The following is a 20404-nucleotide window of genomic DNA, read 5'->3' on the forward strand; positions in this document are numbered from 1 at the left end:
CTAATAGATTCAGAAGTAAACTCAAACAGCCGCTTAGATACTATCCTGAAGTACCACTCGCAGCTCAGACCCTGTCTTTCAGCGACTCGTACTGGTCGACGAACCGTTCCGCACAGGACCCACAGCAGAAGTAGTACCGCTCCCCGTCGAGCGTGCGCTGTTCGCCTTCCTCGTCGACGGAGTTGCCACACTCCGCGCAGTCGGGCGCGAACTCTGCCGTACCCAGTCCGACGGTCCACTCGCTGTCTGCGATCATCCGCACCTCGTAGCGGTCCACGTCCCCGAGGTCGACGTGTTCGGCGAGGAGTTCGCTTGCGTCAGACTGGGAGACGGTTGCCGCCAGCACCACCCGGCCGCCGGCGGTCCGATAGACACGCTCGACGGTGTCAGCGTCGCTGACCGCCGCAGCGATGTCGGCGGCCCGACCCGGCTTCGCGTCTACTTCGATCAGGACCGGCACGCCGGCCTGTAACAGTGAGCGGTCGACATCGACGGTAAACCCCTGTATCAGTCCCATTTCGACGAGCCGGTCGACGCGGTCGGAGACTGCAGGGGCCGAGAGGTCAACTCGTTCGGCGATGTCGCTGTATGGTCGCCTCGCGTCTTCGAGCAGCAACCGGAGGATTTCGTGGTCAGTATCGTCGAGTCCGGGCATATCGGACCAACTTGGAGCGTCGGTTTATGCGTTGTGTCCGCTTGTTCCTGTGCCAAAGATCGCGTTTCAGACAGGAGCAGTGCACTCGATTAGATTCGTCTAATTCTATAGTTAGATAGAAACTATTATATCCTTCTCCGACAGCAACCCACACATGGCAACTAACCAACCCTGTGGCGACCAGCCGTATAGCGTCACCCGCAGGCAGGTACTCAGTGCCGGCGCGGGGAGCCTCGCGTCCGGCTTTGCCGGCTGTCTGACCGGTGGCGGGACGGAAGCGGCATCGAACAGCAGCGACAGCACCAGTGGCGCGGACGGACCGGTCGCGGTGGCGTCTTTCTTCAGTTTCTACGACTTTGCCCGTAAGATCGCACGCGGGACGCCGATAACGGTCGAGAACCTCATTCCGACCGGACTGCACGGCCACGGCTGGGAACCGGACGCCGGCATCACGCGAGATATCATCGACGCGGACGCGTTCATCCACGTCGGCCCGGACTTCCAGCCGTGGGCGGACCGCGCGATTCAGACACTCAAAGACGACAACGTCGATACCGAACTCATCAACGTCCGCGAGGGAATCGAACTCGAATCGCTCGCGGCGAGTCTCGACCGCGACGAAGAGGGCGTCGGACAGAATAGAGCCAGAGACCCCCATTTCTGGCTCGACCCGCGGCGCGCGAAACAGTCGGTCGACAACATCACCGAGGGGCTGGTCGCGCTCGCCCCGGACGCCGAAGACACGCTCCGGGACAACGCCGAGACGTACAACTCTGAGGTCCTCGACCGCATCGACGCGGATTACGCCGAGATTTTCGACCGCGCCGAGAGGAACGTGGTCCAGCTCGCGGCACACAACGCCTTCCAGTACATCGGCTCGCGCTACGGCGTCAAGATGCGCCCGCTCGTGGTCAACCTCGCGGCCAGCGGTGACGTGAAGCCCTCGGACATCACCGAGGCGAAATCGGTCATCGAGGACAACGACATCCGGTACATCGGGGCCGGCGTCTTCGAGACGCGCAAGCCCGCAAAACAGCTCATCGCCGAGACACCGGTCAAAGCCTACTACCCGGTGACACCGTATGCTGGCGTCCGCAAGGAGTGGGTCGAAAACGACTGGGGATACGAGGAAATCGCCTATCGGATAAATATGCCGACGTTCGAGGTCGTTCTGGGTAACAAGGAACCTGAAGACGCTGGTCCCGACGGCTGGAGCGAGACCTGGCGGAACTTCGAATGAAACCGACAATGCGTTCACAACACAGAGACGATGCCGACGAAGCGCCGACCGAATCGAGCGAGAGCCAGCCATCTGTCGTCGAACTCGCGGACGTGTCGTTCGGGTACACGTCCACGCCCGTCGTCGAAGACATCAGTGTCAGTATCGACGCCGGGGAGTACGTCGCCGTGGTCGGCCCGAACGGCTCCGGCAAGTCGACGCTCATGCAGTTGCTGCTCGGCCTGCTGGAGCCCGATGCCGGGACTGCAGAGCTGTTCGGCGTCGACGCAACGGCGTTCGACGACGGCGCCAGAGTCGGCTACGTCGCACAGCGTGCTGGGACGAGCCGGGAAATGCCGATAACGGTCCGCGAAGTGGTGAAGATGGGCCGGTTCCCACACGTCGGGTTCGGCCGTCTCTCCGCGGCCGATTGGCGTATCGTCCACAGAGCCATCGACACAGTCGGGATGTCGGCGTTCGCCGACCGGCGAATCACCCAGCTCTCCGGCGGGCAGCGCCAGCGGGCGTTCATCGCCCGGGCACTCGCTGGTGAGGCCGACCTGCTCGTGCTGGACGAACCGACCGTCGGCGTGGACACCGAATCGGTCGACGCCTTCTACGGACTGCTCGAATCGCTCCACGACGACGGCATCACCGTCCTGCTCATCGAACACGACCTGCAGGCCGTCACCGAACACGCGGAGCGCGTCATCTGCCTGAACGGTGAAATCTACTTCGACGGTCCGTCGGCGGAATTCACCGACAGCGCGGCGCTGGCCAGAGCCTTCGGGACGGGTGCACAGTCGCTGACTGGAGGCAACGGATGACGCTCGCGCTGGCCGCCGGCGGCGTCTACGAGGCGTTCGTCCCGATCCTCGAACTGTGGTACTGGCTCCTGACACAGCTCTACCATCTGACCGGACTGGAACTCATCAACCCTGAGTACACATTCATGTACCGGGCGATACTCGTCGGGCTGTGCGTCGGCGTTATCGCGCCGCTCATCGGGACCTTCCTCGTCCACCGCCAACTCGCGCTCATCGGGGACGCACTCGCCCACACGGCCTTCGCCGGCGTCGCCGTCGGGCTGTTTCTCAACGGCGTCTTCGAGCTGGGCGTCTCGCCGTATCTGACCGCCGTCGTCGTGGCCGTCATCGCAGCGCTGCTCATCGAACTCATCTCCGAAGCGACCGACGCCTACAACGACGTTTCGATGGCTATCGTCCTCTCAACGGGATTCGCGCTGGGGACGGTCCTCATCAGCCTCAACGCTGGCGGACTGGCTGTCGGTATCAATCAGTACCTCTTTGGCAACCTCTCGACGGTGTCCGCCGAGAACGCGGTCATCATGCTCGGGCTGTTCAGCGTCATCGTCGGGACGGTCGCGCTCACCCGCAATCAGTTGCTGTACGTCACGTTCGACGAGACCGCCGCCGCCGTCGCCGGGCTCCCGGTCGCCTGGTACAACCGGATTATGGTGATGCTGACGGCGCTCGTCGTCGTCGGCGCGATGCAGATAATGGGCGTCATCCTCGTCGCGGCCATGCTGGTCGTCCCGGTCGCCGGCGCGACACAGGTGTCCCGGAGCTTCTCGGAATCACTGCTGGTCTCGATTGTACTGGCCGAACTGGCCGTCCTGCTCGGTATCGGTATCTCGTACTACGCCGGTGCGACAGCCGGCGGCGTCATCGTTCTCGTCGCCGTGGGGATCTACGTCCTCTCGGTCCTTGCCGGGAAAGTCCGACAGACGGGCGCTCCCGATGAAACGCGGGAACTCGACAGCATCAGTCACGACTGAACGACGCCTTTTACTGGGGTCGACCGTTGTAACTGAGAGCCATGGCTGGCGACTAAACGCTGACCTATGGGCGAGTCACTGGAATGCATCACAGTCGCTGCTCCCGCTCTGCCAGTGGACTACGTTGTCACCGGTGTATTCGACAATGACGTCGTAACAGTTGTCGTCGTCGAACGTCGTCTCCTCCGAGATATCGGTCCCGGCGATGGTCGTCGCTATCGTTATCGTGCCCTGTCTGTCCGGAAGCGCATCGTCCAGTTCCACGGTTGCGCCGTCTTCGTCAGCCGCGACGGTATGTGTCTCCTCGTACACTGTCTCGCGGTCGACCGTGACCGTGAATTCGAACTCCTGTGTCGTCGAACCGGTGTTCGTTAGCTGCACGCCGGCAAGTCGAGCGCTCGCAGGACTGAGCGCGGAACAGCCCGAGAGTGCGAAGAGTGTCCCTGCTGTGAGGACGGTGCGTCTAGAGGGCATCACACGGTATTGTTCAGCCGTCTTGCAAAAGTCTTCTCTCGGCCCAACTCAGCCGGCCCGGTCGTCTCAGACACCCATCTGCGCCGCGATGGACGAAACCATCGTTTCCCACAGCGAGAACCCCATCGTCACGCTCAGGGCGAAGTCTGCGGCGAAAAACAGGAAGAGCCCTGCGCCGACAAAGTGAGCTTTCCGCAGGTTGAAACGGTGGGCGAAACGGTGGAAGAACAGCGCGTTGGCGAGGCTCACCGGAATGATGGCGAGCATCTCACCGGCCCAGATGGCGCTGGGGTGGGCGCTGTACTGGGCGGCGAGCGTGATCGTAATGAGCTGGGTCTTGTCGCCGAACTCGCCGAAGGCCATCATCGCGAAGATGGGCAGGAAGCCGCCGAGTCTGTTCGGCACTTGCCAGTCGACGACGGGAACGCGAACGTCTAACTGGCCGCCGTCAGTAGTGAAGCCGGACGCGGGTTCCTGTTGCTCCGCGCCGGCCGCCGGGGCACTGCGGAGCAGTAGTATCGCGAATAGCAGGAACATCCCCGCGGTGAGGCTTTCGAGGACGATGCCGGGCAATAGCGACGTGATTGCGGAACCGAACCAGATCTCCAGTGCCGTCCAGCCGGCGAAGGCCGTCCCCGCCGCGCTGACGACGAGGAACGGGTTGAACCGCGTCGACAGGCCGGCGATGATGAACTGGACCTTCTCGCCGGGGAGGACCGCCAACTGCGCACCGGCCGCTATCGCGACCACTGTCAGCCACGTCGCGTCGCTCACGCCTGGCTCACTCCGTCTTCGCCCTGCGTATCCGGTGCGCGGACCTGAATCGCATCGGCGATGTGGTCCGGGAGCGACACTGACGACCCGCTCTCTAGCTGGACCGTCACCATCCCGATGGGGGCGACCTCCTCGACGGTCAACACGGTTCCCGGCGTGATGCCGGCGTCGGAGAGATACGTGAGTTCGCTGGGATCACGGTCCCGGACCCGTGCGACTTCGAGTCGTCCCCCTTCACTGTGTTCCGACAGCGCCGTCGCGGACTCGTCGTCGATGGGGTCCAGCGAGTCGCTGGGAATCGGGTCTCCGTGGGGGTCGAACTCCGGCTCGTCGAGGACCGCCGCGACCCGGCGCTCAAACTCCTCACTGATGTGGTGTTCGAGCACCTCCGCTTCCTCGTGGACTTCGGCCCAGTCGTAGCCCAGCTGCTCGGTGAGAAACGTCTCGAGCAGGCGGTGGTGGCGGATAATCTCCAGCGCCACCGTTTCGCCTTCCGGCGTCGTCCGCACGCCCTTGTACTTCTCGCGTTCGACCAGCCCGCGGTCGGCCAGTTTCTCGACCATACTGGTGACCGTCGGTGCCGTAACGTCCAGCATCTCGGCGATAGTAGACGGAGCAATCGGCGGGTCGCCGTCCCGCTCGAGGCGATAGATGGCCTTCAGATAATCCTCCATCTTGGCACTCAACATACACCAAATTAGACAAATCTAACTCAAAAGATTGGCGATTCCAACAACTTTGTGCGCACCGGACACATTCGACCGACCGCCGTCAGTCGTCAGCAGCGTACGTTTCTCGTCGGTTCCGTGTCAGGAGCCACAGGAACAGATAGCCGATGGCACCCAGAACGAACAGCGTTGCGGGGATGAGAAACGGTCCGAACGTCCGAACGAGCGTCTCGATCCCCGGCAAACCGACCATATACCGACTAGGGGCGTTGCCCTGATAAAGCTCAAGGGTCTGGCGGGTACGGCTACCACTCGTTTGTCCGGGAATCTCGCAAGTTATCGCACGAGACCGGTGAAGCGGCCGGAGCCGGTGTGGCCCGCTCAGATGAGGTCCTGATCTTCGAGCGAAGTCATGACGTCGTCGACGAACGCGTCGACGTTGTCGTATGGGAACTCCCCGTTGAGCTTCGTGTTCAGTTCCATCGCTGTCATTGAGAAGTCGCCGGACTCGAACTTCGTCGACGGGCCGCCCGGGAGTGCCGGAACGAGGTCCATCGGACTGGAGATGGGGTAGTCTGCTTCCTGGAACGCGTCAACGAACTGTGAGCGGAGGTCTTCTTTGTCAACCATGGTCGGATGTTGTGGGAGTATTATGATAAAAGGTTCGACATCGGTACACTTTCCCATTGTTTGGAGTTTATTCGGGAGTTACAACGGTACTAGGCACTCACGCCGCTGAATCAGTGTGGGGAAGTACGCGAACGACTCAACCCTGCAATCGACGCGACGGTCCCGTGTTGGTCACCGGACCCGACTGTCGTCGTCCGTATCGCGCCGGGCCAGTCGTTCGGCCGTCTCGCGATCCATCTCGTTGCGCTGATCGTGCTCGCTTCGGACCAGCGCGTATAGGACCAGCGGTGCGACCACCGCGAGCGACGCGACCACGAGGAACAGTCCGGTTACGGCGGGCATCGTCAGCCGAGGAAGATATCCGCCAGATCACTGCCCGCGGATCCGGTGTCACGGTACAACTCCGAGTAGCCGCAGTTCGTACATGTGACGACTTGGAACTGGTTCGTCTGGATGTCGAACATCTTCGAGAGGCCGCCGCCAGTGGTCGAGATGCTACCCACGTCAGTGCCGGTGTGGCCGCACTTCGGACAGCCGCGGTCGTCAGTGGAACGCGTGTTGGAGGGCATTACACGCTACCGTTCTCTCCCCAGGATAACAAATCTGGTGCCACTGTGACACGTACTCGGCTATCTGCTGGTGGTCGCAATAGCTACTCCAATCTGTCACTTCGTATAAGCGTTGAAAACGAGGCGGGCGAACGTAATGGTGCACTATGCCAGTTCCCACCCGCCTCAACGGAGGGAAACGCCCGGGTTATTTGTTTGTTATGAATTCCTCAATCCTGCATGGCTCAGCCAACGAATGCGCTCAATCGTCGGCCGGGATCGGGTCACCGTGGGACACTTCGTCGCCGAGCAGGTCCATGAACTGCGCGAGCCACTCGGGATGGTCAGGCCAGGCCTGTCCGGTGACGAGGTTGCCGTCGGTGACTACCTCGTCGACCCACGAACAGCCGGCGGCCTCGCACTCGGCACGACAGGCCGGGTACGCCGTCATCTCGTAGCCGTCCAGTACGTCGGCAGCGGCGAGAATCTGCGGACCATGACACAACGCCGCGACGGGTTTGTCCTCCTCGAAGAAGTGCCGGACCGCGTCCAGCACCTCGTCGTAGGTCCGGAGATACTCGGGTGCGCGACCGCCGGGGACGACGAGTGCGTCGTAGTCGCTGGGCGTCACGTCGGCCATCGTCGCGTTCAGGACGAAGTCGTGACCGCGGGACTCCATGTAGGTCTGGTCGCCACGGAAGTCGTGTATCGCTGTCTTGACCGTCTCTTCGGCCTCTTTGTCGGGACACACCGCGTCGACCTCGTGGCCGACCATCTGCAGCGCCTGGAACGGCACCATTATTTCGTAGTCTTCGACGAAGTCACCGACGATCATGAGGATGTCTTTGCCCATTGGAAACACCAGTCAAAGCTACGGTCGCAGTCGAAATAAAGTCGCAGGTGAATTACCAGTTTCGTGTCACCTGTCGAGCGATGTAAGCACCTGCTCGATATCCGCCAGTGAATCGATGACGTAGTCGGGCGTCACGGCGCTCCGTTCCAGCGACCGCTCGTTGGATACGCCGGTCCGGACGAGCACAGTCGTCATCCCGTTCCGCTCGCCCATCGCGATGTCCGTCTCCAGCCGGTCACCGACGATGAGACAATCCGCCGGCGCACAGTCCAGCCGTTCTAGCGCCGCCTGAACAGCAATCTCTGACGGCTTCCCGAGTATCCGGTCCGGATCCCGTTCGATGACTCCGGCGACGGCGTTGATTATCGCCCCGGAGCCGGGGACCGGGTCGCCGTCCTCGCCGGGGAACGTCCGGTCCGGGTCGGTCCCGAGGAAGACGGTGTCGTCGTCGACGGCCCGGAGCGCGTCGACCATATCGTGGTAGTGGAAGCCGTCCGTCCAGGAGGCCAGTAACACGTCGGTCTCGGCGGGGTCCTCGACTAAGCGTGCGTTCGTCCCTTCGACCAGACCGCGGAGTTGGTCGCTCCCGATGACGAACACGTTGTCCTCCGCGTGGGACCCGTTGAGGTACTCGCGGGTGACGACGCCGGAGGAACAGGCCTCACCCTCGCGGGCATCGACGCCCATCCCACGCAAGCGCTCGACGTACTCGCTCCCGTCGTGGATCGGATTGTTCGAAAAAAAGCAGATTCCCAGGCCTCGCTCCCTGAGCACGTCGATTGCCGACGCCGCGCCCGGCAACAACGTTTCTCCGTGGTACACCGTTCCGTCCAGGTCGACGATGACCCCCTCGACTGTCATTACCACCACTCGGGACCCGGCGGTGAAAAATCCGTCTCAGTCGTGCAGTTCGACGTCTGTCACTTCGAAGCGCGCCCCGCCGCTGTCGCTATCAGTCAGTGACACTTCCCAGCCGTGGGCCTCGGCGACCTGTTCGACGATAGCCAGGCCGAACCCGGTTCCGTCCTCCGTCGATGAGTAGCCCATCTCGAACACGTCGTCTGCGTCGTCCTCGACACCCTCGCCGTTGTCCGCGATGTAGAACCCGTCGTTGGATTCCAGCAGTCCGACCTCGATTTCGACGTCACCATCGTTGTGTTCGATGGCGTTTCGAAACAGGTTCGCCAGCAGGTCCTGCACGCGCCCGCTGTCGGCGGCGAGTTCCGTGCTCGACTCGACCGACATGGAGGCCTGTTCCGCCTCGATCCAGGTCCACGCAGTCGACGCCAGCGTGGATAGCTCCGTCTCCTTCGGATCACTGACAGTCTGGCCTTGCCGTGCCAGTGTGAGTACGTCCTCGATGATACAGCCCATCCGGTCCAGCGACCGGTCGATCTTGGCGATCAGTTCGGCCTCTTCGCTGTCGGCAGGCTCCCCGAGCAAATCGACCGCGCCCTGCGCGACGTTCAGCGGGTTCCGGAGGTCGTGACTGACGACGCTGGCGAACTCCTCTAACCGCTCGTTCTGGCGCTCCAGTTCGCGCTGGCGTTCGACGCGTTCAGTGATGTCGCGTGAGACCAACTGGAAGGTATCGGCTTTGCGGTGACTGTCGACGGGGATATACTGGTTGTGGTAATGCCGCCCCCCGACGGCGTCCTCGGACCGTGTCGCAGTACCGTTCTCGACCGCGCTTTTCCCGGCTTCGAGACGCTGGCTGGCCGCTTCGCTGTCCATCACTTCGCTCAGTTGCTGTCCGATGAGCGCATCGGGGTCAGCACCCAGTCTGCGTGCCATCGAGGGATTCACTGAGAGGAGGGTCCCGTCAGTCGTCAGGTGGACGATACCATCCGGCGAATCAGATACGAGCGATTCGAACTTCTTGCGGGTTCGCTCCTGTGAAACGACGTTCTCGATCCGGTTTGCAAGCCGACCGTACTGTTTGTCTTCGACGACTTCGAGTTTCAGGAGGTAGTCGGCGACGCCCGCCGCAATCGCCGCACTCGCCGTCTCTTCGTCTCCCCGCCCAGTCAGCAGAATGAACGGGATAGAGGGGTTTGTCTCCCTGATCTCTTCGAGAAGCTCCAGCCCGTCCATTTCCGGCATTTCGTAGTCACTGACGACGCAGTCGAACCCACCCCCGTCGAGTCGCTCCAGCGCTTCCGTAGCGCTGTTTGCAGCAACGGACTCGATGCCGTGTTGTTGCGTGAGCGTATCAGCGGTCATCTCCGCGAAAAAATCGCTGTCGTCAACAACAAGCGTTCGTATATTACTTTCAGATGTCATATGGGCGGCAGGGTCCTTGTTCCCCCAACGGTCTGTCCGTACTTATATTTCAAGGGAGCTAGGTTGCCCGCTGGTCCCGGCTAGGGCGGTACCGGTGGGGCAATCGAAACCCGAAGCCCAGGACTGTGATGGACTAACGGCTCTGCCTCACGATCAGATATGTCAACCAGTGGGAGTACTGACCCGGTCACAGTGGCGTCAACGCGGTCGAGTCGCCACGGGTCGTGGCCGACGCTCCCAACGAGATGCGTCCCGAAGCGCCCGGTTGTGAAGTACCGTTGTCGGTCGACGAGGAACGAGGCCAGTGAGTCCGGTGGAATCGCCACCGGCTCACCGCCAGCCGTGTACCGGCACTCGAACAGTCGCCGCTCCCCGGCGTCGAGGACCCGGCGACGGTCGGCCGTTGAGAGCGTTCGCGGGGTAGCGTCACCGACTGTGATGCGAAACAGCTCCGAAACCGCCGTCGTTGTCCGCCTGTCGTCACCGAACAGCGCCAGCACGCAGACCCCGCGCTGACCGGTCGGTCCGCGGACGTAGGTCCGAACCGTGAGCAACTCCGACGGCCCGGCGACCTCGATACCGAACGTCTCGACGCGGTCGACAGTTGCCCCAACGGCCGACACCCAGGCGTCGCCGTCAGCCGTCTTGACGGTGAGCCAGTCGGGGACTGTCGCCTGCACCGCTGTCTCGGGGACCGGCCAGTGACAGAAGCAAACGTCGTCGAGCGTGACCTGCAGCGGACGGAGGGCGACCACACCCTCACTGGGGCCGACACGCTAATCAGTGTACTGGGAGACCCCGTCGAGCCGGTGGAGTCGCCCCGCAGTCACCGGAATCTCGGCGCAGTAGTGGACGAGCGGCTCGCCGTCGGGCCTGTCGAACCCCGACGCGGCGAACAGGCCGTTCGTCCGAATGTCGGCTCGCCCCGCTTGGAGCGGCCACGGCTCGTGGTCGATGTCGGCGTAGTACACCGTGCCGTCGTCGCTCGCGGCGTAGAAGCGGTACCGTTCCACGAGGAACGACTCCACCGAGCCCGGTTCGGGTGTCGACGGCGGCTCAGTCGGCTCGTAGGTGGCGTGGAAATCCGCCGGCGGTGCGCGCGAACTGGTCCGACGGCTCCGGAACTCGACGCTGTCGCCGTCGGGCCGGACCTGCATCGATGCCCGGTAGTAGGACAACTGGAACAGCCGCCGGGCCAGCGTGACGCTGAGGCGGTCGTCGGCGTCGAGGTTGTAGAAGTACACCCCCGGCGTTCCGTCGGCGACCACGTAGGTCCGGAGATTTAGCTCGCCGAAGGACCGCCCGATCGGACTGCCTCGCGGCCTGATGTCCGCCATCTGGAACGGGACCACACTGAGCCACGCCTGCCCGTCGTACGTGTCGACAGCGAGCCCGTCCGGCAGCGTCGTCTGGACGATATCGGGCTCGACTGGCCAGTGCATGAACCCCACGTCCCGCCACGTCATCGTCAGCAGGTCCATATCTGGTAGTAAAGGCCAAACAGGTTTCTGCCTGTCGTGGGACGCGGTGACAGATAGCAATGAGTGCGTCCGGCCGCATCGGCGCTAGAACTTTGACCGCTCCGCCCCCAGCATCGTGCATGGAGTTCGAGGTGATCCAGGGCGACATCGCTGCACAGTCGGCGGACGCACTGGTCAACGCGGCGAACACGAGCCTGCAGATGGGCTCCGGCGTCGCGGGGGCGCTCAAGCACGCGGCCGGGTCGGGGCTGAATGACGAGGCCGTCGCGAAGGGACCAGTCGACCTCGGCGGTGTCGCCACGACCGACGCTTACGACCTCGACGCCGAGTACGTCATTCACGCCGCCGCGATGCCGCCGGGCGGCCAGTCAACCGCCGAGAGCATCCGCACGGCGACCCGGAACGTACTGGCGGAAGCGGACGCACTGAACTGTGAGTCGCTCGTTCTCCCGGCGCTCGGCTGTGGTATCGCCGGGTTCGACTTCGAGGAAGGTATCCGAATTATCTGCGCCGTCATCGACGAGTACGAGCCCGAATCCCTGACAGACGTGCGGCTCATCGCCTACTCCGACGACGACTTCGAAGGGATGCAACGAGTCGCGGCTGACGTTCGCAACTGACTGTCTGTCACAACAGGTGGACGCGCCCGGCACGCCACTCCCAGGCGACTTCCAGTACGATCCAGCAGACGAGCCATATCGCGGCGAAGCTAAACACCAGCCACGTCGGCCCGAGATACGACGTGGTATCGGCGACAGACTGTAGCCACGGATAGGCCTGTATGCCGACGATGAGCGTCGCGACGAGCCCCAGTATCCCGGTCATGTAGTGTTCGGCTGCATTGCCTATCGAGCAAACGCAGGCGTCACCGCCCGCCGTCTCCTCGAGTGTCTCGCTGCTCGGCCCCCGGGCGTTGGTCATTGTTACCTTTCCTCATGCTAGGTTTGATTTTACTGTGTCTTAACAATTTCGCCGGGATAAACCGCTGTCTGTACCCGTTTCAGGACACTCGCTCCGGGCGGCGAAACTCCCACGGGCGGACAGCCGACAGTATTATTCGTGGCCTGACACCCGAACTGGCTCGTAAGGGGTTTCCAGCCACTCCACGTCGCTCTCTGAGAGGTCGATTTCGAGCGCTGCAACCGCTTCTTCGAGGTGTTCGAGGCTACTTGTTCCGATAATCGGTGCGTCGACCCACTCCTTGTCGAGCACCCAGGCCAGCGCGATCTGTGCCATCGAGGCGTCGTACTCGTCGGCCAGTTCCTGCACGCGCTCGTTGACCTTGCGGCCATTGCCCTCGTAGTAGGGGTGTTCGCGAGCGTAGTCGTCCGTCTCGCCCCGGACCGTCTCCTCGACCTGCTCGTGCGGGCGGGTGAGATAGCCCCGGGCCAGCGGGCTCCACGGCATCACGCCGACGTTCTCTTTCTCACACAGCGGGAGCATCTCGCGTTCCTCCTCCCGATACAGCAAGTTGTAGTGGTTCTGCATCGTCTCGAACCGCTCCAGCCTCTCGCGCTCGCTCGTCCGGAGCGCGTCAGCGAACTGGTGGGCCCACATCGACGACGCACCGACGTAGCGCGCCTGGCCCCGCCGGACCGCGTCGTCCAGCGCCCGGAGCGTCTGCTCGATGGGCGTGTCGTAGTCCCAGCGGTGGATCTGGTAGAGGTCGAGGGTGTCCATCCCCAGCCGGGAAAGCGAGTTCGACAGTTCCTGCTCGATGGCTTTCCGCGAGAGCCCGCCGGAGTTGGGGTCGTCCTCGTCCATCTGGAAGTACCCCTTCGTCGCCACGACCTGCCCGTCGCGGTCGTAGTCGTCGAGGACGGTCCCGAGGACCCGCTCGGACTCGCCCATCGAGTACATGTTGGCCGAATCGAAGAAGTTGATGCCGAGGTCGATGGCCCGCTCGATGACCTCGCGGCTCTCGTCCTCATCGAGCACCCAGTCGCGCCACTCCGAGGTTCCGAAGCTCATACAGCCCAGACAGAGCCGGCTGACCTCCATACCAGTCGACCCGAGTGTCGTGTACTCCATGTTCCCCACCCCGGGCGCTCCGAGCAAAAAGGATGGGGCGAGCGGCCGGACTGCGGTGAGAAACCGTCCGTCAGAGCATGCCAGCCACGAACCCGAGACCCATCGTGACGAGCACGACGGCGGAGACCAACGGGAGGTACGGCGTGTACCGCTCGACGGCCGCCTCGTGCTGCTGGTAGCCAGCGATGAGCGCCATCGTCAGGCCGACGAGCGCGACGATGACCGTGGCCGCGTAGGCGCTCATCAGCTCCAGACAGTACGGCGAGCCGGCACAGAGGGCGATAATCTCGAACTCCTCCTCGTGGGCGAACCCCAGCAGGAAGGCGAACCAGGCGATGCCGAACAGCCCCCGGTCGGCGGCATCGTCCAGACCATTGTGCGCGTGGGAGTGGCCGCCGACGAGCGGGAGTCTGCCGAACACCCGCGACCATAGGCCGCCGCTGTCGTCTCCGTGCGAGTGGTTACTGCCGTGGGAGTGCCCGTGGTGCTGATGCTGATGGTCCTGCGAATTGGAATCAGTATGGGAGTTGGCATTTACTTCGCCATGCTCGTGGTCGTGGCCCGATGCCGCCTGGTGGTCGTGAGTCTCCGCCGCGTCGCCATGCCCGTGGTCGTGGCCGTACCGATACTCACGGATGCCAAGCACGATGAGCAGACAGCCGGCCACGATGCTCACCGGCCCGCCGATGTGGACGCCAGCGGCCAGTTCCAGCGGCTCGTTGGCCTGCGTGAGGTCGAAGTAGGCCTTGGCGTAGAAGAACGCGAACACCATCGCGATGCTGCTGACGAGGTGGCCGACGCCCAGCAGGAGGCTCGCCGCGAAGCCGGACAGCCACGCGTTGGACTGGTCGAGGGCGTAGGACGCGGCGACCGGCCAGCCGTGGCCCGGTTCGAGCCCGTGAACCGCGCCGAGAGCGATTGCCCCGAGAAACAGGCCGAGTGCCTCGCTGTATGCCATCGATGTACCACACCGACGCTACGGCCCTGCCTAAGGGTTGTTACTACGGAATCGGGGGCTGCGTAATACGGGGACCTTTGTGGCCGGCGACGGCAATCCGGGTATGCGAACGAGCGTCAACATCCCCGAAGGCCTTCTCGCGGAGTTCGACCGCGTCTGGCGCGAACAGGACCTGGAAAACCGCTCGCGGGCGGTGCGAGAGGCTATGGAGGAGTACGTCGAGCGACACTCACGGCTCGCGGCGATGGACGGCGACGTGGTAGCGCTGGTCGGGTTCGACTACCGCCACGCCGACGTGATTCGGGACCTCCACGCCGTCCAGCACACGTTTCAGGACGTGATTCTCAACACCAGTCACACCCATCAGGGCGAGTGGTGTCTCGAATCGCTGTTCTGTCGCGGCCCGGCCGAGCGGGTCCGGGACCTCACCTATCGGCTACGGGACTTCGACGCCGTCCGCCGAGTGAAGGTGATGGTCATCCGCGACGAGGCGGCGGAGCCACACGGCCACGGGTAACGCCTGCACTTCTTCCCTCCGTTCTACAGCGCTTCCGCGGCGATGCGGCCGATGTACACCCTTGCGGCAGCGTAGCCAGCGACCGCCACCAGCACTGCGCCACCGACGTGGCCGTAGGTCAGCAAGGTCGGGCTGTCGACCGCAAGCTTCGCCACCGTGGTCGCCGGGTGTTCCGGGAGGAGCACGGCCCCGCCGAACAGCACGAGAGTGAGCACGGAGAACAGCAACTGCGCCGGGCGACGGTTCTGGAGCGTGATGCCCAGCACGACACCGAGCGTCACGACGACGACGGTGACTGCGGTGATGAACAGCAGAATCGCCGCCGGGTTCGAGACGGCGATGCCGTTCGTCGACAGTAATGCGAGCCACAGTAGCACCTGTGCAGGGGCAAGTAACACCATTCCCAGGGCCTTCCCGTCGATGATGTCAAGTAATGACACTGGGGCCACGCGGAGCAGTTCCATCGTGCCGCGCTCGATCTCTTCGGTGACAGTGTCGACGGCAACCGATCCGCTGATGAACGGCGGGAGGAACAACAGCAGCGGAATCAGGATCGTGTAGGTGAACCCGAAGTACTGGCTCGCGCTGACAGTATCAGGGAGTGGCACGGGCGGCTGGTCGAGATAGGGCGTCCGCTCCAGTCGCTCCTGGCGCTCCAGCCCGCTGAGGACCCGGCGCACTTCGACGACGATGAGCGTCGACCGGATGCTCCCCTCCGGCACGACAGCAGTGACCGCTATCTGCTCCCCTGGTCCGCGCGTCGACGGGACGTAGTCGCCGCGCAGTATCGCGTCTACCCGTCGCTGATTGAACGCCCGCTGTGCGGCGTCCTCGTTCTCGAAGGCGGTGACGCTGGTCCCATCTTGTTCAGCGGCCGCGGCCTCAAGTTCCTTGCGGGCGTCACCGGTGACGGCCATCTCCACCTCACCGGCCGCGACCGAGCTGGGGTCGTACAGCGACGTGAGGCCGACGACGAGGAACGAGGAGAACCCCGCGACGAACAGCTGAATGAGCAGCGCCAGGACAATTGTCTTCTCGCGGGACAGCGACCGGATGTCCCGCCGGGCGACGACGACCCGCGGGTCACGCCAGAGAGGGCGGTCGTCAGACAAGGGTGCTCACCACCGCGAAGTTGTAGGCGAAATGAATGACGATAGCCACGGTTAGCCCACCGAGATAGGCCCGGCGACCGCGGCTCGCGCCCACCGAGGATATGGCCGCCGTCAGCGTGTGCAGCGCCAGTGGGAGCAGGAACAGCAGCCCCGCAACCCACAGCGGCAGGCCAGCAGGCAACGTCGCGCCCTGCAGGGCGGCTTCCCCGATGGGAAGGCTTTCGAGGTCAGAGAGTCTGGCGATGAGCAGCCCTTTCTCCCCGATGAAGAATCCGAGTCCTGAGAGCGCACCGATGCCGAGCGCCGACCGAAGCGTCCGCTCGTAACGGGCGTGCTCGTAGCCGGCGTAGACGTGCAGGCTCTTTGCCAGTTCTTCGACGATGACGATGACGCCGAGCACGAGCACGATGCCGAGCGACTGGTTCGTCCCGAAGACGTTCAGCGACACCGAATCGAGGACGAACAGGAACGCGATGGCTGCCAGTTCGGCGACGATGACCAGCGGCAACAGGACGATACTCATCTTTAGCGCGCTCCGGCGGGAGTTGATACCACCGGCCAGCGCATCGAGCACCTTCAGCGGAATCGGACGCTGGGTGAACATATCCTCTTCCCGGTACAGCCCGGCTCCCAGACCGAACAGCACTAGTCCGGTCAGTAGCGGCGGCGTCACCGAGAACACGAACGACGAGAGCCCGACGGACTGGCCAGTCAGGTCGAGCACGACCAGCGTCAGCGGCGAGATGAGCGCAATCGGCGTCACGTCGGTGAAGATGGCCGGAACGAACGCGTAGGAGGTCAGCGTCACCGTAATGGTCACCGTCACGAAGGTGAGTTCCTTGAACGAGCGGGCGAACATCGCCCCGCAGAACGTCGCCGAGAGGAACAGAACGACGAGCGGGACCACCGCCAGCACCGCGACGTAGCTCCCCGCCGGCGCGATGTTCCCGAACCGCAGCGCCGCGGTGATGAGCGCCGCTACGCCGACAGCACCCACGAAGTACGGGAGCGTCTTCCCGCCGATAATGTCCCCCCGCGAGGCGGGCGTCACCAGCAGGAGTTCGCCGCGGCGGTTCAGCCGTTCGGAGAGCATCGACGAGCCGTAGGCCTGGATAACGAAGTTCATCGGGACGATGTAGAGGAAGGCGAGCACGAGCGACTCGAAGGGGAACGGCGGCGAGATGTCCGAGGGGGTGCCACCCTGCACGTCGCCGGTCAACCGCGCGCCGATAGCGCCGAGGTTCGCACCGCTGCCGCCGGCGGTTCCGCCGTCCCCGCCGCCGGTTGTGGCTGACCCGCCAGTACCGCTCGTGTCCGACCCGTCACCGCTGCCGCCGGTACTTGTCCCACTGCCGTCCGAGGAACCCGACCCGTCACTGCTGTCGCCGCCTCGGGGGTCGAGCTGGCTGCTCCCCGACTGTTGCTCGTAGACAAGCGTCACAGAAACGGGGAACGCGGCGGTCTGGTTGTCGTCCCGAGCGAGTGTCTGGTCGTTGTACTGCGCCGTACTGTCGCGGAGTTCGGCCAGCGCTGCCCGTTCTTTCGCCGTCCGTGGAACGCTCTGGAGCTGGGTCCCCCGATACAGGAGTTCTTGCTGGCGTCGCTCGATGGCAGCGGGGTCCGGCTCACGGATGTCGAACGTCCGGTCATCTGCCGCGACGCCGTAGTAGGGACTGTTCTCCTCGACGCCGATCCGGTAGATGCCGTCGTCCATGCCCGCACCAGTGCCGCCGCTGACGGCTATCGCGGCGACCGCGCCCATCGCAACGAGGGACAGCGCCATTACGACGATGGTCCGCTTGTCGACGCCGCCGGCGTTTTTCGTCACCTCCCACTTCGCGACGCGCAGGAGCTTGTCGGGTTGCATCTACTCCGCGTCCTCCTCGACGTACCGCGTGCCGCGGGTCCCGGCCTCGGCGACGTTGAGGAACACCTCCTCCAGGCTGGACTCCTCCGTCCGTATGTCGACCACGTCGCCGCCCCGGTTCTCGGCCTGCCTGCGTGTCGTCTCAACTGCCTCCATGCTTTCGACGACGCGCTCGTAGGTGCCGTTTTCCTTGGCTGCGCCGGGCACGTCGACGGTGGTGTAGACGTGATACCGCGTGTGGCCGTACTCGGCCTGAAGCTGTTCGAGGTCGCCGCGGGCGACGATTTCGCCCTCGTTCATGATGACGACCCGGTCACAGATAGATTCGACGTGAAAGAGGTTGTGTGCAGAGAAAACGATGGTCTTGCCTTCCTTCGCCAACTGCTCCGTGAACTCGATGACGTAGTTCGTCGTCAGCGGGTCCAGTCCCGACGCCGGCTCGTCGTAGATGAGCACGTCGGGGTCGTTGATGAGCGAGCGGGCGATGGCGACTTTCCGTTTCATACCTTTGGACATGTCGCCGAGTTTCCGGTCGCGGTGTTCGAGTTCGAGTTCGTCCAGCGTGTCGTGCATCCGCTCCTCGGCCACGTCCGGGTCCACGTCGTAGAGGTCCGCGAAGAACTTCAGATAGGATATCGGCGTCATCTCCTCGTACAGCGGCGATTCCTCGGGTAGAAAGCCCAGTTGCTGGCGCATCTCCGCGGTCTCTGTGTCGAGCCCCGCTATCTCGGCGGAGCCGCTTGTCGGCTCCAGCAGGCCTGCGAGCATCTTCAGCGTCGTCGTCTTGCCGGCCCCGTTCGGCCCGATGATACCGAACACCTCGCCGCGGTCGACCGAAAACGAACTGCCCTGTACAGCGACGAAACCGCCGTACTCCTTCCGAATGTCCCGGGCGTCAATCATCTGCCGATTGGTTGTGAGTGAACTAACCTATACCTTGGCTCCGGTCTATTGCTTCTGATAATGGCACTCGAACTCGGCGGCAGCCGCGTTTCACTCGAGCAAACACCGGACGGGCGACGGCTGATCGTCCGCCACGACGTCGATGCGTCGGTCGACACCGTGTGGGATGTCCTGACCGACACCGACTGCTGGTCAGACTGGGGGCCGTCGGTCACAGCCGTCGAGACAGACACCCGATACATCGATGACGGGACGACCGGCCGCGTTCGCGCTGCTGGCGTGGTGTGGCTCCCGTTTGAAGTGACGGCGTGTGCGCCGTATCGCTGGACGTGGAACGTCGCTCGGCTCCCCGCAACAGGTCACTTCGCCGAGGAACGGGCTGCCGGCTCCGTCGTTGGGTTCGAGATTCCGCCGCTGGCGACTGGCTACGCTCCGGTGTGTGCCCGAGCGTGCCAGCACGTCGCTGCTATCGCACGGCGACGCGAGGCGTAGGCAGCGACCGCGTCGACCCGTCAGGGCTGTATCGGCGTCTTCGAGCGCGTGTAGGTGTCTTTCTCGGAGCTATCCGTTCTCGTGATGTCCGTAATTTCGAAGCGTGTCCCGCCCCCGTCGCTTTCGGTCACGTCGATGTCCCAGCCGTGGGCTTCGACGATGCGCTGGACGATTGCCAGCCCCAGCCCGCCTTCGCCGTCCGTGGTGGTGTAGCCGTCGTCGAGCACCGCATCACGCTTTTCGGGCGGGATTCCGGAGCCGTCATCGGCGACGTAAAACCCACCAGATATCTCGCCGACACGAATCGTCAGGTCAGCACTGCCACGTTCGATGGCGTCGTCGGACTTCGCTTGAGCGCTCGTGGACCCGTGTTCCACACTGTTCCGAAACAGGTTCTCGAACAGGTGACGGAGCCGATCCGGGTCGGCGTCGATGACGGCTGTCACTTCGTTTTCGAGCGTCGCGTCCATCGTCGGCACGGCCTCCCAGCAGCTATCGAGCAGTTCTGCCAGATCAACGGCCTCCGTATCGCTGATGACGTGTCCGCTTCGAGCCAGCGTCAGCGTCCGGTCGATGAGCGTTTCCATTCGGTCCATCGCTGTCGCAGCCGTCTCCAGCTGTTCCGAGTCGCGGTCCATTCGTTCGAGTTCCAGCTGACCAGATGCGACGTTGAGCGGGTTCCGGAGGTCGTGTGCCACGACGGCCGCGAACTCGTCGAGGCGTTCGTTGCGCTGCTCGATGGCCTCCCGATGGAGTCGCTGTCGCTCGGCCTCGACGGCTCGGGATATCGCGCGCGCTTCGAAGATTCCCATCATGAGGCCACCGAAGCCGCCGACGATAGCCGCAAACAGCGCCCAGCCGATGTCTTCACTTAGCGACCCCGTTGGCCAGGTTAGAATCATCGCCACATTCAACAGCAGAAAAGAAACCAGCCCCCCAGCGAACCAGACCCCGATACGCCGGTAGTGGTCCGGCTCGATCTCCGAGTTGCTGAGCCAGAACCCGCCGACGATGATCGCCGCTGCAAACGGAACGATTGCCAGCATACTGACCACGAAATCAGCAGTAACAAGCGCTGATAAGCCGGAATCAGAGAAATAAAAATAGTTAGCGACGCCTCCGAGGAGGAGCAGCCACCCGA

The 20404-nt window shown here is 63.6% G+C and carries 26 protein-coding genes; 6 read left to right on the forward strand and 20 right to left on the reverse strand.

The window, feature by feature from the left end:
- Nucleotides 1-64: 64 nt before the first annotated feature.
- Complete coding sequence (locus SG26_RS13470; RefSeq protein ID WP_014040030.1) at nt 65-655, reverse strand: winged helix-turn-helix transcriptional regulator; 591 nt, start codon at nt 653-655, stop codon at nt 65-67.
- A gap of 154 nt (nt 656-809) precedes the next feature.
- Between SG26_RS13470 and SG26_RS13475 the strand changes: the two genes are divergently transcribed.
- Genes SG26_RS13475 through SG26_RS13485 form a run of 3 tightly spaced genes read left to right on the forward strand, consistent with a single transcriptional unit; the run spans nt 810 to nt 3672 of the window.
- Nucleotides 810-1895 carry a metal ABC transporter substrate-binding protein gene (locus SG26_RS13475; RefSeq protein ID WP_014040031.1) on the forward strand — a complete coding sequence of 362 codons (1086 nt, stop codon included), beginning with the start codon at nt 810-812 and terminating at the stop codon, nt 1893-1895.
- 8 nt (nt 1896-1903) lie between these two features.
- Nucleotides 1904-2701, forward strand: coding sequence for a metal ABC transporter ATP-binding protein (locus tag SG26_RS13480; RefSeq protein ID WP_050037823.1), 798 nt, complete (start codon nt 1904-1906; stop codon nt 2699-2701).
- Nucleotides 2698-3672: a metal ABC transporter permease gene (locus SG26_RS13485; RefSeq protein WP_014040033.1), complete on the forward strand. Its 975-nt coding sequence runs from the start codon at nt 2698-2700 to the stop codon at nt 3670-3672. Before SG26_RS13480 ends, SG26_RS13485 begins: the two co-directional genes overlap by 4 nt.
- 75 nt (nt 3673-3747) lie before the next feature.
- Here SG26_RS13485 and SG26_RS13490 read toward each other — a convergent pair whose 3' ends face one another.
- The 12 genes from SG26_RS13490 to SG26_RS13535 all read right to left on the reverse strand — a co-directional run bounded on the left by SG26_RS13490 (nt 3748) and on the right by SG26_RS13535 (nt 11383).
- Nucleotides 3748-4146, reverse strand: a complete 399-nt coding sequence (locus SG26_RS13490; protein ID WP_023843204.1) for a hypothetical protein — start codon at nt 4144-4146, stop codon at nt 3748-3750.
- Between the two features lie 66 nt (nt 4147-4212).
- Entirely contained in the window at nt 4213-4920 is a 708-nt protein-coding gene (locus tag SG26_RS13495) for a TMEM165/GDT1 family protein (protein ID WP_050037824.1), read from the reverse strand.
- Nucleotides 4917-5609, reverse strand: a complete 693-nt coding sequence (locus SG26_RS13500; RefSeq protein WP_050037825.1) for a metal-dependent transcriptional regulator — start codon at nt 5607-5609, stop codon at nt 4917-4919. Before SG26_RS13500 ends, SG26_RS13495 begins: the two co-directional genes overlap by 4 nt.
- 82 nt (nt 5610-5691) lie before the next feature.
- Nucleotides 5692-5841: a hypothetical protein gene (locus SG26_RS21670; protein WP_008309829.1), complete on the reverse strand. Its 150-nt coding sequence runs from the start codon at nt 5839-5841 to the stop codon at nt 5692-5694.
- 128 nt (nt 5842-5969) lie between these two features.
- Nucleotides 5970-6218 carry an MTH865 family protein gene (locus tag SG26_RS13505; RefSeq protein ID WP_050007366.1) on the reverse strand — a complete coding sequence of 83 codons (249 nt, stop codon included), beginning with the start codon at nt 6216-6218 and terminating at the stop codon, nt 5970-5972.
- Nucleotides 6219-6389: 171 nt separating this feature from the next.
- The gene (locus tag SG26_RS21675) at nt 6390-6560 is read right to left on the reverse strand and encodes a hypothetical protein (protein WP_165353748.1); all 171 of its coding nucleotides are present in this window, start codon (nt 6558-6560) and stop codon (nt 6390-6392) included.
- Nucleotides 6561-6562: 2 nt separating this feature from the next.
- Nucleotides 6563-6787 carry a zinc ribbon domain-containing protein gene (locus SG26_RS13510; protein ID WP_050007364.1) on the reverse strand — a complete coding sequence of 75 codons (225 nt, stop codon included), beginning with the start codon at nt 6785-6787 and terminating at the stop codon, nt 6563-6565.
- 241 nt (nt 6788-7028) lie between these two features.
- Complete coding sequence (locus tag SG26_RS13515) at nt 7029-7619, reverse strand: DJ-1/PfpI family protein (protein WP_050037826.1); 591 nt, start codon at nt 7617-7619, stop codon at nt 7029-7031.
- 66 nt (nt 7620-7685) lie between these two features.
- Nucleotides 7686-8480 carry an HAD-IIA family hydrolase gene (locus tag SG26_RS13520; protein ID WP_050037827.1) on the reverse strand — a complete coding sequence of 265 codons (795 nt, stop codon included), beginning with the start codon at nt 8478-8480 and terminating at the stop codon, nt 7686-7688.
- A 36-nt stretch (nt 8481-8516) separates the two neighbouring features.
- Nucleotides 8517-9902 carry a response regulator gene (locus SG26_RS13525; protein ID WP_014040040.1) on the reverse strand — a complete coding sequence of 462 codons (1386 nt, stop codon included), beginning with the start codon at nt 9900-9902 and terminating at the stop codon, nt 8517-8519.
- Nucleotides 9903-9982: 80 nt separating this feature from the next.
- The gene (locus tag SG26_RS13530; RefSeq protein ID WP_050037828.1) at nt 9983-10657 is read right to left on the reverse strand and encodes a DUF2071 domain-containing protein; all 675 of its coding nucleotides are present in this window, start codon (nt 10655-10657) and stop codon (nt 9983-9985) included.
- Between the two features lie 21 nt (nt 10658-10678).
- Entirely contained in the window at nt 10679-11383 is a 705-nt protein-coding gene (locus SG26_RS13535; protein ID WP_050037829.1) for a YqjF family protein, read from the reverse strand.
- Nucleotides 11384-11502: 119 nt separating this feature from the next.
- Here SG26_RS13535 and SG26_RS13540 point away from each other — a divergent pair, with 119 nt between their 5' ends.
- Complete coding sequence (locus SG26_RS13540) at nt 11503-12003, forward strand: macro domain-containing protein (protein WP_050037830.1); 501 nt, start codon at nt 11503-11505, stop codon at nt 12001-12003.
- Nucleotides 12004-12010: 7 nt separating this feature from the next.
- Here the strand turns inward: SG26_RS13540 and SG26_RS13545 are convergent, their stop codons facing one another.
- From SG26_RS13545 to SG26_RS13555, 3 genes are all read right to left on the reverse strand, one after another.
- Entirely contained in the window at nt 12011-12304 is a 294-nt protein-coding gene (locus tag SG26_RS13545; protein WP_050037831.1) for a hypothetical protein, read from the reverse strand.
- 132 nt (nt 12305-12436) lie between these two features.
- Nucleotides 12437-13414, reverse strand: coding sequence for an aldo/keto reductase (locus SG26_RS13550; RefSeq protein WP_050037832.1), 978 nt, complete (start codon nt 13412-13414; stop codon nt 12437-12439).
- Nucleotides 13415-13484: 70 nt separating this feature from the next.
- Nucleotides 13485-14372: a hypothetical protein gene (locus SG26_RS13555; RefSeq protein WP_050037833.1), complete on the reverse strand. Its 888-nt coding sequence runs from the start codon at nt 14370-14372 to the stop codon at nt 13485-13487.
- 103 nt (nt 14373-14475) lie between these two features.
- On the opposite strand from SG26_RS13555, the gene SG26_RS13560 reads away from it, so the two are divergent.
- A complete protein-coding gene (locus SG26_RS13560; RefSeq protein WP_014040047.1) occupies nt 14476-14889 on the forward strand; it encodes a CopG family ribbon-helix-helix protein in 414 nt (137 codons plus the stop codon).
- 23 nt (nt 14890-14912) lie between these two features.
- Here the strand turns inward: SG26_RS13560 and SG26_RS13565 are convergent, their stop codons facing one another.
- Genes SG26_RS13565 through SG26_RS13575 form a run of 3 tightly spaced genes read right to left on the reverse strand, consistent with a single transcriptional unit; the run spans nt 14913 to nt 18771 of the window.
- The gene (locus tag SG26_RS13565) at nt 14913-16001 is read right to left on the reverse strand and encodes an ABC transporter permease (RefSeq protein WP_050037834.1); all 1089 of its coding nucleotides are present in this window, start codon (nt 15999-16001) and stop codon (nt 14913-14915) included.
- Nucleotides 15994-17868: an ABC transporter permease gene (locus tag SG26_RS13570; RefSeq protein WP_050037835.1), complete on the reverse strand. Its 1875-nt coding sequence runs from the start codon at nt 17866-17868 to the stop codon at nt 15994-15996. The genes SG26_RS13565 and SG26_RS13570 overlap by 8 nt, the downstream gene beginning before the upstream one ends.
- Nucleotides 17869-18771, reverse strand: coding sequence for an ABC transporter ATP-binding protein (locus SG26_RS13575; protein ID WP_008309802.1), 903 nt, complete (start codon nt 18769-18771; stop codon nt 17869-17871). It lies immediately after the preceding gene.
- Nucleotides 18772-18831: 60 nt separating this feature from the next.
- On the opposite strand from SG26_RS13575, the gene SG26_RS13580 reads away from it, so the two are divergent.
- Nucleotides 18832-19263 (forward strand): SRPBCC family protein, encoded by a 432-nt coding sequence (locus SG26_RS13580; protein WP_050037836.1) that lies wholly within the window; start codon nt 18832-18834, stop codon nt 19261-19263.
- 20 nt (nt 19264-19283) lie between these two features.
- On the opposite strand, the gene SG26_RS13585 is transcribed toward SG26_RS13580, so the two are convergent.
- On the reverse strand, nt 19284-20309 hold the full coding sequence (locus SG26_RS13585) for a HAMP domain-containing sensor histidine kinase (RefSeq protein WP_050037837.1): 1026 nt from the start codon (nt 20307-20309) through the stop codon (nt 19284-19286).
- Nucleotides 20310-20404 lie beyond the last annotated feature (95 nt).

This window comes from Haloarcula sp. CBA1115, assembly GCF_000827835.1.
Classification (GTDB): domain Archaea; phylum Halobacteriota; class Halobacteria; order Halobacteriales; family Haloarculaceae; genus Haloarcula; species Haloarcula hispanica.